Raw genomic sequence first — 13435 nt, 5'->3', positions numbered from 1 at the left:
GACGGGACCACCTGGGGTACTGCGGTGGCCGCCGGAACCTTCGCCAACAGCGCCACTGAACAGAACGTGCACTTCACCGCCGTGACCGCCCGCTATGTCCGTCTGGTCGCCACCAGCGAGGTCGGCGGCAATCCCTGGACGGCCGTCGCCGAACTCAACATCGCCGCAACCTAAGGGTCGGTGCTCGATCCCTCCTGCTGGGGGTGGCAGGCCAGACCTGCCACCCCCAGCACTGGGATGTAGCGTCGAGGCCTCCACGCCGCTGCTACGAAATCCCGTCCGATCAGAAGCCCCATTGACGCTCTCGGCCCTCGCGGTGCCGCGCCGTACCGCTGATTCATTGGATGTTTTTCTCAGTAGACTGGCAAACCCGGGTGCGCGAGTCGCCGTGAAGGGATGGACTACGTTGCCCTCGGCTTCCCGGGGGTGGGTCGGCCCGTGTGGTGACGGCGCCGGGGCGGGTTGCCGATCGCCCGATCGAACGGCACCTACATCGGATTCAACTACCTATGAGTAGGAGAGAAGCGGTAGTTGAGGTCCATGGCTCGGGGTATCGCCGGGTGCCTTACGGGTGCTGGTGTGAAGTTATCGGGCACATCCGGAGTCCACTGATTGACGTCAGCTGCTCGCGGGCGTAAGTTCCGGCTCAATTCAAAGATCGGATGTATCTGCCCGACGGGAGCCAGAATGAATCAGCCCCAGATCGATCGCCCGCATCGGCAGGGCCCACCCCTTTCTGAGGCCCAAGGTTCCATCAACACCGCTGCGGCGCAGGTCGAGACGGACGGCTCCCCGCGTCCGGACGCGGTGGTTCTCGCCGGTGACCCACTCGGGGGTCGCCGGCGCCCTGTTCACTCGCGCGCGGACCGCTTCCGTCAGCTGTCCCGCCGTCGGACCGTGCGTGCTTGCCACCGGCTTCGGAGTGGAGAACGGCAGTGCCGCAAGGGCGGGTGTGCCCGAGCTGAGGCCGGCTCTCGGCACCCTGGGAGTTACGGCGGGGCCGGCCCGGTCGACGACGCGCGGGTCCCACCCCGGCGGGTGCCCCGTGTCCTGGCCGCCTCCGCCGGTCCGGGACGGCTGCTCGACCGATTCCCTGGTTCGTCGTGATCACCGCGACCGGCCCGGCCCGCGGCATCCGCGTACCGCGTGCCGACCGGATCGGACGCCGCGCCAGGGCTGACGACTCCGCCGGGGAGGCCGTGCGATGCTCCGACACCAGGACCGACCGCCGTCTCATCACGGCCTACGCATGGGCGGGGCCGCCGGCAGGACTGACCGGCTTCCGCCGTCTTCGGCGCTTCGCGGCCATCGGCGTCGCCGGGCCGGGCGGGGACGACCTCCAGGCGATCGGAGTCGTGGTACTCGGCGGCACCAGCCTCGCCGCGGGACTCGGGACACTCTTCGGCACGACCGTCATGGGGCCGACCCACGCGGTGGTGCGGAACGCCGTCGCCCCGGATGTGCCCGGTCCCAGCCGGGAAGGCCGCGTCGGGTCCCGTCCTGCGGTGCCCGGGCGATGACCCGGTCGCCTGGCCGAAGGAGAGAGGCCTGATGGTGTTCGCCCGGTATCTCACCCCGGCCGCCGAGTGCGGCGGACTCGGTCTGCAGTGTCTCGGCGTGGGATGGCAGCAGGTCAGTCGCATCCAGTTCGACGGGCGTGTGATCGACTGCTACGGCCTGATGATGATCGTCCGGGGCACGGGCTGGTTCGTCTGGGGGGACCTCCCGCGCCAGCGGGTTCCCGTACAGGCCCCCGCTCTGTTCGTCGTCTTTCCGGGTGTCTACCACGCCTACCAACCCGATGCCGGGGGATGGTCCGAGCGCTGGGTGCTCTTCAACGGACCGTCTGCCCACACCCACGAGGTGCTCGGCACCCTGGACCGGGACGCGCCCGTGATGGTGCTGCAGGGACCCCTCGACGGAATGGAGCGCGTTTTCGAGAGTCTCTTCGAGGCCGCGGACTCGTCTTCGCCACATCGCGACGTGGTCACGTCGTCACTTGTGCACAGGCTTCTCGCCGAATTGCTGGCGGTCAAGGCGACGACGGACGTCGCCCGGGTCGTCCGCCACTTCGACGAGCAGGCGACCGGTCCGCTCAGCATCGGCGAGCACGCCCGACGGCTGGGCATGGATACGCCCACGCTGCGGCGTGAGATGTTCCGGGCGACCGGCACCACCCCGAAGGACTACATTCTGCGGACCCGGCTCAGCATGGCCCAGCGCCTCCTGCTGACCACCGATCGCACCGTCGCTGAGATCGCCCGCTGCGTGGGGTATTCCGACGCGGCGTATTTCACCCGACTGTTCAGCAGGCGGGTGGGGCAGGCGCCCAGTCACTTCAGGAAGGTGGGCCGTCCGCGCGGCCGTGACGGCTGACCAGGAGGTCGTCGCGGCCGAACAGGAGCCGCCTGCCGTCCACGGTCGGGCGGACGACGCGGTGGAACACGAAGAACACCGGTGACCGTGTCCGGCCGGCCTCACCATCGGCGGAGCGTGGGTGTCGGCGCCTGGTCGCGCAGCATCGCCCAGGGGCCGCCGGCGCGGGCAGGGCCCCGGTCGAGGAGCAGGGCCGGCAACGCGCCCTCAGGCGGAGGCCGGTAGTCGACTGCGAGGCGCGTCGAGGATCGATTGCGAGTGCCCTCGTGCCAGCCGGCGAAGCTGCTGTGCGCCGCTCTTAGATCCGATGAATATTCTTCCGTCAGAGCAAGTGGAGGTTACTAGGAGTAGCGGCATCAGTGCTCCGTCGCGGCCCATCGTGGCTGGGGGCCTGCCGATCGAGGCCGCCCGGTCACGCGGCATTCCACCATGTCATTCCTCAAAAGTCCTACCCTCCAAGCGGAATCGTCAGTTGGGTGCGCTTCCTTGAGTGGTACGCGGAGCCGCGGCACGCCTTCACTCCTGAGGAAACATCGGGTCATTGACACGGTCGCGCTGCGCTCGTATGGTTCCGTCAGCTCGATGAAACATCGGGTCAATGAAAGGCCGGGGAGGGGCTCATGGCGCTCACCGACGACGCCGTGCACGGAATCCGGCAAATGATCATCACGGGAGAGCTCGCACCGGGAGACCGGCTTCCGGCGGAGAAGGAGCTGGCCGCTCGACTCGGGCTGTCCCGCAACTCCCTGCGCGAAGCCGTGCGGGCTCTGACCCTGATGCGGGTCCTGCACACCCGTCGGGGCGATGGCACCTACGTCACCAGCCTCGACCCGGAACTACTGCTCGGCACCATGCACATCGTGGTGGATCTGCATCACGACAGTACGGTTCGGCATTTTCTGGAGGTTCGGCGCCTCCTGGAACCCGAGGCCACCGCGAAGGCCGCCCTGAACCTCACCGGGGACCACACCGCCGAGTTGCGTACGCTGCTCGACCAGGACGAACTGATGCTCGCCGAGCGGTTGCCCGACCGGCAGCAGCTGGCGGAGAACGGCCAGGCGTTCCACCGACTCATCGCCCGTGCGTCCGGCAACCCGGTCCTGGCCACCATCGTCGAGACCGTCTCCAGCAAGACGCTGCGCGCCCACGCGTGGTGCGGAGTGACCGAACAGTCCGACCTCCACCTCACCCTCAGCGAACACCGCGCCATCTACGAAGCCCTGGCCGCCGGAGACACCTACCGGGCCCGCATCCGCGCCGCAGCACACGTCGCCGGTATCGAGGACGCGGTGCTCTCCGCGTTCCCGGCCCGGCCGTAGTACCACCAGTCCGCAGCCCTGCCCTCCAGCCACACCCACCTGCGCGCCACCACCCGCGCATCACCGCGCGCCGTGCGGAGCCGTCGCCTGCCCGCACACCTCGCCGGAACGGAGCCCGCCATGCCACCCCCACCCCTGCTCGAAGCCCGGGCCGTCCGCAAGCGCTACGGTCGTGCGGAAGCCCTCCGTGGAGCGGACTTCACCGTCTTCCCGGGTGAGATCGTCTCGCTCATCGGCGACAACGGCGCCGGCAAGAGCACCCTTGTGAAGGCCCTGTCCGGCGCTGTCCAACCCGACGGTGGACAGGTGCTCATCGATGGCCGGCCGATCCGGCTCACGTCGCCGCAGCACGCCCAGGCGGCCGGTATCGAGACGGTCTACCAGGACCTGGCGCTGGCCGGCTCACTGGGCTCGGCGGTCAACCTGCACATGGGGCGCGAGGTGCTGCGCGGCGGACTTCTCGGCCGGATGGGCTTCCTGGACAGAGCCGCCATGCGCCGCCGCTGCATCGAGCAGCTGGCCTCCCTGGGACAGAAGCTGAACGACGTCGACGCGCCGATCTCCACACTCTCCGGCGGCCAACGGCAGTCCGTCGCCATCTGTCGGGCCGTCACCTGGGCCAAGCGCGTCGTGTTCATGGACGAACCGACCGCCGCCCTCGGTGTCGTGCAGACCCGGCGGGTGCTCGACCTGATCCGGAGGGTCCGCGATGCCGGCGTGTCGGTCGTGCTGATCAGCCACAGCATGCCGCAGGTCCTGGAGGTGTCGGACCGGATCGAGGTGCTGCGGCTCGGCACCAGGGTCGCCCGCTTCCGCACCGGCGAGGCCACCGCCGAGGACCTCGTCGCCGCGATGACCGGACTGCTCACCCACGACACCCCGGAGATGACCTGATGAGCGCCCCCCCGATCGTCAGTGGGCCGCGCGCCGGGCGCGACGACACGGACGGGGACGAGGGCGAGCCGCTGGTCCGGGCGCTGCGCCGGCGGCTGCTCGGGTCCTCGCTCCTCTACCTGTGCTCCACGCTCGCCGTGCTGTTCGTCGGTTTCTCGATCGCGGCCCCCAACGCCTTCCTGACGGCCTACAACATCCGCACGGTCGTGACCGTCGCCTCCGTCCTGCTGGTGGTGTCGGTCGGCTCGACCTTCGTGATCGCCACCGCCGGGATCGACCTGTCGGTCGGCTCGGTCCTGGTCATCTCCGGGGTCACGGCGATCAAGGCGATGGAGGCGGTCGGCGGCCAGGGTGCGGGCACCGTCCTCGTCGGCCTCCTCGCCGCGCTGCTGTCCGGACTGGCCTGGGGCACGGTCAACGGCCTCGTCGTGGCACGACTCAAGGTGCCCGCGCTGATCGCGACACTCGGCTCGATGGGCGCGGCACTGGGCATAGCCGAGCTGATCACCGGCGGCTCCGATCTCAACGGCGTACCCACGACGTTGTTCAGGACCATCGGCCTGGGCCGACTCCTCGGTGTGGTCCCGTGGATCGTGGTGATCGCCGTGGCCATCACGGCCGGCGCCGGCCTCCTGCTCACCCGCACCCGTTTCGGCCTGCACACCCTGTTCATCGGATCCAACCCCGAGGCCTCCCGCCGCGCGGGCATCGACGTCACCCGCCACCTGACCAAGGTGTACGCGCTGGCCGGCACGCTGGCAGGACTGGCCGGCTTCCTCGATCTCGCGCTCTACGCCAGCGCCAACATCGCCGGCCACAACAGCGACAACCTCCAAGCGGTCACCGCCGTCGTGCTCGGCGGCACCAGCCTCTTCGGCGGCACCGCGTCCGTCCTCGGCACGGTCATCGGCGTGTTCATCCCCGCCGTCCTGCAGAACGGCTTCGTCATCGTCAAGGTGCAGACCTTCTGGCAGGAGGTCGTCATCGGCACCGTCCTGGTCGCTGCCGTCTACCTGGACCAACTCAAGCGCAGTGCCCGCGAACGGGCCTGACCCCACCCCGCCCGAGCCCGACCGAAGCGCCCACTCTCGTGGAAAGGCCCACCATCATGTCCGCCAAGAGACAGGCGACGCTCGCCGCCGCCCTCGCCCTGCTCACCGTCCTCACCGCCGGCTGCTCGTCCGGCTCCGGCGCCGCCGGTGCGGGGGGTTCCGCCGGCGGCAAGCGGTACAAGATCGTCTACGTCCAGGGGATGGCCGGTAACCCCTTCTTCACCTCGCTCACCTGCGGCGCGCAGGCCGAGGCCGCCGCTCGCGGCGCGTCCTTCGACGCACAGGGCGGCAAGGACTACAGCCCGCAGAGCCAGACCCCCGTCCTCAACGCGGTCATCGCCCAGCACCCGGACGCGATCCTGATCTCCCCGATGGCAGGCCAAGCCATGGTGCCGCCGCTGACCCAGGCGAAGGCCCAGGGCATCAAGCTGGTCTTCGCCGACTCCAAGGCCGCCGACGACTCGCTCGCGGTCTCCGAGATCGCCTCGGACAACTACGCGGGCGGCGTCCTCGCCGCGAAGACCCTGGCCACCGAGGTCGGCGACAAGGGCAAGGTCGTGGTCATGGGCGCCAAACCCGGGATCTCCACCACCGACGCCCGCCAGCAGGGCTTCACCGACGAGATGAAGAACCACCCGGCGATCACCGTCCTCCCCCCGCAGTACAGCGAGAGCGCCCCCGCCACCGCGACCTCCAAGCTGAGCGCCGTCCTCGCCGCCGACTCCGACCTGACCGGAGTGTTCGCTGTCAGCACCCAGGAGGTCGAGGGCGTGGCCACCGGTGTGCAGAACGCCGGAGCGGCCGGCCGGGTCAAGGTGGTCGGCTTCGACAGCTCCGCGCCGATCCTGGACGACGTCCGTAACGGCGTGGTCCAGGACCTGGTGCTCCAGGAGCCGCTGCAGATCGGCAAGGAAGCCGTCGACCAGGCCCTCGACGCCCTTGAGGGCAAGCCGACCACCAAGTCCGTCGCCACCCCCTACGTCGTCCTCAACAAGGCCAACATGGACGCTCCGGACATCGCCAAGTACATCTACAGGAGCGATTGCTGAACCCGCACCACCCGGCGCGTCACAAGCACCCGCAGGCCAACGGTCTTGTCTCATCGCGGCTGAGACCCACTCCGAGCCGACGTCGCGGCAGCCGGTTGGACCGTCACCGGTAGCGCCACACCACCCTCAGGCGCATCGCCCGCGCCGATGCGGTCGTCAGTACGACGCTGATCGACTGACCCGGCTGGACGACTCCCGGCACCTCGCGCCCTTCCTTCGGTGAACGCGGCCCCTCGTGGTGGTCGTCATCACCGGTGCAAGTCATCAGGCTGCCGGTCCGTGCCCGCACCGGGCCGCCCCAAGCCTGCCCGCCCGGGCCTTGCCTGTGCCTCGACTCCTCGAGCTTCCGGTGCACGGCCCCAGCGCGGCAGTTTCCCACATCGCCACATCAAACACGGAGGTATGACATGTCCCCACCGCTCTATGGGTCCGCCCTCGGGAAGGCACGCCGGGGCACCGCGGGGCCCGGCCGGTCCCTCTTCTTCGCCGTCATCACCGCAGTGCTCCTCACGCTCTGCATGCCGTTGGCTCCCGCCGGCACGGCGGCTGCGGCGACCGTGGGCACCGTGTACGACTTCGAGGGCGGGACGCAGCAGGGCTGGACGGTCGCCTCGGGGTCGTTCGGGCAGCTGATCAGCAATCGTGCGTTCGAGCACAACAGTGCGACCACCGCGTACACGAAGCAGGGCACCTGGTTCATGTCGACGCTGGAGACGGCGACCCAGGCCGCGAACGACGGGTACACGGGTGAGGTGGACTCGCCGTCCTTCGTGCTCACCCAGCCGACCGTCAACATGCTGGTCGGCGGCGGCAGCGGGGCGACTACGTACGTGGGCGTCCTCAACGCGAGCGGCACCGTGCTGGCCAAGGCGCAGGGTGCGAACTCGGAGAAGATGCTCCGCCGTACCCTCGACCTGTCGGCCTACGTCGGCCAGACCCTCCACCTGGCCGTCGTGGACGGCTCCACCTCGGGCTGGGGTCACGTCACCCTCGACGACGTCCACATCAACGAGGCCCCCCCGGGGATCACGTACGACTTCGAGGGCGGGACGCAGCAGGGCTGGACGGTCGCCTCGGGGTCGTTCGGGCAGCTGATCAGCAATCGTGCGTTCGAGCACAACAGTGCGACCACCGCGTACACGAAGCAGGGCACCTGGTTCATGTCGACGCTGGAGACGGCGACCCAGGCCGCGAACGACGGGTACACGGGTGAGGTGGACTCGCCGTCCTTCGTGCTCACCCAGCCGACCCTCAACATGCTGGTCGGCGGCGGCAACAGCGCGGACACGTACGTGGGCGTCCTCGATGCGAGCGGCACGGTGGTCGCGAAGGCGCAGGGTGCGAACTCGGAGACGATGTTCCGCCGCATCCTCGACGTGTCGGCCTACGTCGGCCAGACCCTCCACCTGGCCGTCGTGGACAAGTCCACCTCCAGCTGGGGTCACGTCACCCTCGACGACGTCCACATCAACGAGCCCCTGAGCGGCTACCAGGCGCTGGACTTCGAGACCGGCACCCCGCAGGGCTTCCGTGTCGTCAGCGGTTCGTTCGGCGCCCCTCTCTCGGATCGCGACAGTCGGCACAACGCAGCCGACCACCCGTACTCCAAGCAGGGCGCCTTCTTCCTCTCCACGCTGGAGTCGCCCACCGGAGCGGCGAACGACGGCTACACCGGCCAGCTCCTCGGCCCGGATTTCGTGCTCAGCCAGCCGACGATCCAGATGATGATCGGCGGTGGTTCCGGCGCAGGCGAGTACGTGGCCGTCGAGACCTCCGACAACACGCAGGTGTGGAAGGGGTCCGGGGCGAACTCCGAAAGCATGCAGCCGCGGACGGCGGACCTCACCGCCTACGTCGGCAAGACCCTGCACCTGCGCGTGGTGGACCAGGAAACCGGCGCGTGGGGCAGCATCAGCCTCGACGACGTCCAGTTGAACCTGCCGTCGGCCGGTACGACTCCCGGGGCGGTCCCCGACCTGGCCTCGACCCACAACAGCGGCGGCAGCGCCGACCTGCAGTGGACGTTCCCCGTGGGCAACGGGGTGACCAACTACCGCGTCTACCGCGCGGACCAGTCCACCTCGACCGACACCAATCCCACCGGCACGGCGACCCTGCTGGCCACGGTGGCCGCCACCCAACTCCAGTACACCGACACCACCGCCACGGCCGCCGGCGGCTACATCTACACGGTGCGTGCCGTCAACGCGGCCGGCACCGAGGGCCCGCCTGCCTACACCATCGCCCGCGCGTACAAGGACCTGACCGCACGCGGGGCGACCAAGGTCTACTCGGGAACGGCACTCGGCAACATCCGCTTCCCCGTCGGCCCGCTGGGGGACGGCGGTCTGCTCCAGGACGGCACGGGCGTGCGTCGCAACTGGCAGAACTTCTACCCGTCGGACAACGTGACCTACAGCGCCAAGCCGCTGCCTGACACGTTCTTCGCCATCCGTTCGGGCGACACGGCCGGCGGGGCGGGCACCGTGGCCGCCCTGCAGACCACAGCCGCGGGGTCCTTCCCGGCGGCGCCCTCGCTCACGATGACGGGCGAGTACCCGCTCGGGAGTTACACCTTCACCGATCCCGTGCCCGGTGTCACGGTCACCGAGTCGTTCGACAGCCCGATGGTGCCCGGCGACACCAAGAACTCCTCGCTCCCCGTCGCCGCATATACCTTCCACCTCACCAACACGAGTACCACGACCAAGAAGCTGAGCCTGCTCTCCTCCCAGCAGAACGCGGTCGGCTGGGACGGTACGAGCACCATCTCCGGAGCCGGCTGGACCGGCTACGGCGGCAACACCAACACCGTGGAGACGGGGACCGCCTTCGGCACCCGCATCCAGATGTCCCGCACCGGCAACACTGCCAGCATGCGGCTGAGCACGACCGCGGCCGGCACGACCGCCACCGCTTCCTGGGACACGTCGGCCAACCTGCTGACCGCCTTCAAGGCCGACCCCGCACTCGACAACTCCACGACGGCGACCAGCGCCACCGGCAAGACCGTGGACGCCGCACTGTCCACCAGCGTCACCCTCGCCGCAGGGGCATCGGCCGACATCCCCGTCGTTCTTCGCTGGTGGGTCCCCACCGCGTCGCACCAGGGCGGCCTGTACACCGGTCGGCACTACACCAGCGTGTGGAGCTCGGCCTCGGATCTCGACACCTACGTGGACGCGCACCTCGCGGACGCGCAGGCCCTGACCAAGTCGTACCACGACACCCTCTACGCGTCGGACCTCCCGCAGTACGTCCTGGACCGGCTCAGCTCCGGCGCCGCGCTGCTGCACACACCCACCGCGTACTGGTCGTCCGGCGGCGTCTTCGGCGGGTACGAGGGCTACGGCTGCTGCGCCGGAATGCCGCCCCACGTCTGGGAGTACAACCAGAACGGACCGCAGCTCTTCCACGAGGTCGGCTCCTCCTGGGTCAGTCAGTGGCTGGCCCAGATCCGATCCGACGGCCGACTGCCGGAGCGGCCGGTCGACCAGACAGGCGGCGGCTCCGCGATCGACGGCCAGGCCGGTGTGATCCTCTCCGCCTACCGCGAGTACCAGTCGCGCTCCGCCACGGACGGAAAGGCGTGGCTCGACACCCAGTGGCCGAACCTGAAGCTCGCCATGGACTGGATCTGGAAGACCTACGACGCCGACCGAGACGGTCTCACCAGCGGATCCGCCCACAACACGCTCGACACCGACTTCACCGGTACCAGCTCGTGGACGGGGTCGATGTACCTCGTAGCCGCCAACGCGACGTCCAAGCTCGCCGCCATCGAGGGTGACACGGCCGAGGCGACACTGCTCGGAAAGCTGTACAGCGACGGCAGGACGGCCCAGGACAAGCTGCTGTGGAACGGCCAGTACTACCGCGAGGTCAGCGGTGGCGGCGGCCAGAGCTACGGCAACGGCGTCGCCATCGACATGCTGCTCGGCCAGTGGTGGTCGGACCTGCTGAACCTGGGCCGGATCTACCCCGCCGACCGGGAGGAGCAGTCACTGCGCACGCTCTACCGTGCGAACGACAAGAACAACTTCCTCGGCGTCACGCACCAGTGGCGCACCTACGTGATGCCGACCGACTCCGGTATGACGATGATCAGCTGGCCGCACGGCGACCGCCCGAGCAACGCGGTCAACTACAACGACGAGACCATGAGCGGCTTCGAGTACTCCGCCGCGGCAGCCATGATCCAGAACGGTCTCGTCACCCAGGGCCTGTCCGTCGTCAACGCCGCCAACGACCGCTACGACGGCGTCAAGCGCACCGCGGGGATATCCACTGGAACCTGCGCCGCCGGAGACGCCACCGGCAACCCCTTCGGCGACGACGAGTGCGGGCAGTGGTACAGCCGCTCCGGCAGCAGCTGGTCGGTCCTCCAGGCCCTCCAGGGTTTGGCCTATGACGGTCCGAAGGAGACCCTCGGGTTCGCGCCGGTCTACAACGCCTCCAACCACCAGTCCTTCTTCACCGCGGGCGACGCCTGGGGTCTGTTCAACCAGCAGATCTCGTCCACCACCCAGAAGGACACCCTCACCGTCACCCACGGCCCGTTGAAGTTGAGCCATCTCACGTTCACCACGCCCACCACGCCGACGGGCGTCACCGTGACGGTCGACGGCGCCGCCGTCACCGCCACGCAGCGCACCTCCGGGGGCGTCACCACCGTCGACCTCGCCGGCAGCAGGAGCGTGGCGTCGGGTGGCAAGGTGGTGGTGACCTTCACGAGCTGACAGCACCGGTCGCGACGCGCGCACCCACCGTGTCGGTGGGTGCGCGCGGTCGTTCCCGAGGTCCGGCCCAGCGGGGGAGCCATTCGAGGACATCACAGGGAGCGAGGCCGGCGCCGCTCGGCCGTACGAGCCCGGAACGCGCGGCGGTGCGGGCTGGGGGAGGCTCCTGTTCATGGTCGTGCGGCGATTGTGGGGGGCGAAAAAAGTCCAGATATCCTGCCGGGATTGTCGATGGACAGCACCGGCCCGACTGAGCAGGATGTCCCCTGACGCACAGGCCGACAGACCGTGACCTGCCGCACCGGAACCGACCCCGCAGGACGGCACGCAGGGTGCCACCTCCGTCCCATGTCCCTGGCCGACGGAGCAGACGCCACGTGTGATGGGCTGGAGCGCTCGATGGGCGAGCAGCCCACGCCCCGGGTCAGGCGGGCACCGGCCTCCTTCACTCCCGTCGCCCAGGACGGGGCCGACCTCATGGCCGGAGCGCGCCGCGCGAGCCCTGACGGGGCAGCCGCTCCCCGTCGGCCCCGTGCGTCACCCGCCGACCGGCCCGCACCGCGGAGTTCGAGTCCGCACATGGGCCCTCACCCGTCCACCCCCCGGCAGAGAGCAGAGACCATGAAGAGCACGAGACGTGTCAGGGTGGCGCTTCGCCGTGCGCTCGGCGCGGCGGTCGCGCTGAGCGCTGCTGTGGCCGTGATGACCGTCGCGCCAACGGCGCAGGCCCTGGAGAACCAACTGGCACTGACCCCGCCGATGGGCTGGAACAGCTGGAACAAGTACGGCTGTTCGGTGACCGAGGCGAAGGTCAAGGCCGAAGCCGACGCGATCGTCGCCAGCGGGCTCAAGGACGCCGGCTACAGCTACGTCACCGTGGACGACTGCTGGATGGCCTCCTCCCGTGATGCCGTCACCGGGGGACTGGTCGCCGACGCGACCAAGTTCCCGTCCGGCATGAAGGCGCTCGGGGACTACATCCACGGCAAGGGCCTCAAATTCGGAATCTACGAGTCGCCGACCCAGGGCACCTGCCAGCACCGGCCCGGCAGCTACGGCCACGAGACGCAGGACGCCAACACCTTCGCGTCCTGGGGGGTGGACGCCCTGAAGTACGACTGGTGCGGGGACTCGACGACCGAGTCGCCCCAGCTGTACGTGGACTACCCCAACTCCACACCCCAGGCGCTCGCACAGGTGCTCTTCCCGAGAATGCGGGACGCGCTCGCCGCCACCAACCGCCCGATCCTGTACATGCTCTCGGCCTGCTGCGCCGCTCTGGACTTTCCGTCATGGGCTTCGGGTACCGCCAACCAGTGGCGGATATCAACCGACATCTATGACAACTGGAACAGCATCATGAACAACTTCAACCGGGACACGCCGCATGCGGCATCCGCAGGTCCCGGTGGATGGAACGACCCGGACATGCTGGAGGTCGGCAACGGCGGCATGACCGACGCCGAAGACCGCACGCACTTCAGCCTCTGGGCCCAGCTGGCAGCCCCGCTCATCATGGGCCACGACGTCAGCACGCAGAGCGCCGCCACTAAGACCATCCTGGGCAACACCGACGTGATCGCCGTGGACCAGGACTCGAAGGGCGCACAGGGAACGGTCGTCAACAAGAAGGACGGCCTGCTCGTGATGCGCAAGCCGCTGGCCAACGGCGACTTGGCCGTGACGCTCACCAACACGACCAGTGCGACCGCGACGATCAGCACTTCGGCCTCGGTCCTCGGGATCGGCGGTGTGGCCAGCTACTCGCTCAAGGACCTGTGGAGCAAGGGCACGTCGACGAGCACCGGAGCCATCAGCGCGAGCGTCGCCAGCCACGCGACGGTGATGTACCGGGTGACGCCGAACGGCACGGTGCCGACCCCGGCGCCGTCGCCGGTGTCGGACCAGGTGACCGACACCACGACGCAGGGCAACTGGAAGGGCGTCTACGGCGGCGCCGGTTACCGGATACCCGGCGACACGACGTCCCTCCCGGCGGGCATCAC

Annotated in this window: 8 protein-coding genes; all 8 read left to right on the top strand. The window is 69.2% G+C overall.

What is annotated here, in order from left to right; all coding sequences use genetic code 11:
- A partial coding sequence (locus tag ACFTWP_RS35830; protein WP_380269272.1) for a discoidin domain-containing protein occupies positions 1–174 on the top strand: 174 nt, incomplete at its 5' end.
- Positions 175–1551: 1377 nt separating this feature from the next.
- On the top strand, positions 1552–2376 hold the full coding sequence (locus ACFTWP_RS35825; protein ID WP_380269237.1) for a helix-turn-helix domain-containing protein: 825 nt from the start codon (positions 1552–1554) through the stop codon (positions 2374–2376).
- A 620-nt stretch (positions 2377–2996) separates the two neighbouring features.
- Positions 2997–3695: a FadR/GntR family transcriptional regulator gene (locus ACFTWP_RS35820; RefSeq protein WP_380269236.1), complete on the top strand. Its 699-nt coding sequence runs from the start codon at positions 2997–2999 to the stop codon at positions 3693–3695.
- A gap of 120 nt (positions 3696–3815) precedes the next feature.
- Positions 3816–4589, top strand: coding sequence for an ATP-binding cassette domain-containing protein (locus ACFTWP_RS35815; protein ID WP_380269235.1), 774 nt, complete (start codon positions 3816–3818; stop codon positions 4587–4589).
- Positions 4589–5641 (top strand): ABC transporter permease, encoded by a 1053-nt coding sequence (locus ACFTWP_RS35810; protein WP_380269234.1) that lies wholly within the window; start codon positions 4589–4591, stop codon positions 5639–5641. Before ACFTWP_RS35815 ends, ACFTWP_RS35810 begins: the two co-directional genes overlap by 1 nt.
- A 56-nt stretch (positions 5642–5697) precedes the next feature.
- Entirely contained in the window at positions 5698–6690 is a 993-nt protein-coding gene (locus tag ACFTWP_RS35805; RefSeq protein ID WP_380269233.1) for an ABC transporter substrate-binding protein, read from the top strand.
- Between the two features lie 407 nt (positions 6691–7097).
- Positions 7098–11429 (top strand): GH116 family glycosyl hydrolase, encoded by a 4332-nt coding sequence (locus ACFTWP_RS35800; RefSeq protein WP_380269231.1) that lies wholly within the window; start codon positions 7098–7100, stop codon positions 11427–11429.
- 621 nt (positions 11430–12050) lie between these two features.
- On the top strand, positions 12051–13435 hold a 1385-nt coding region (locus tag ACFTWP_RS35795; RefSeq protein ID WP_380269230.1), incomplete at its 3' end, for a glycoside hydrolase family 27 protein.

It is taken from the genome of Kitasatospora sp. NPDC057015 (assembly GCF_042673745.1).
Lineage (GTDB): Bacteria > Actinomycetota > Actinomycetes > Streptomycetales > Streptomycetaceae > Kitasatospora.
The sequence above is the reverse complement of the archived record's forward strand: the minus strand, read 5'-3'. Positions and strand labels throughout refer to the sequence as shown.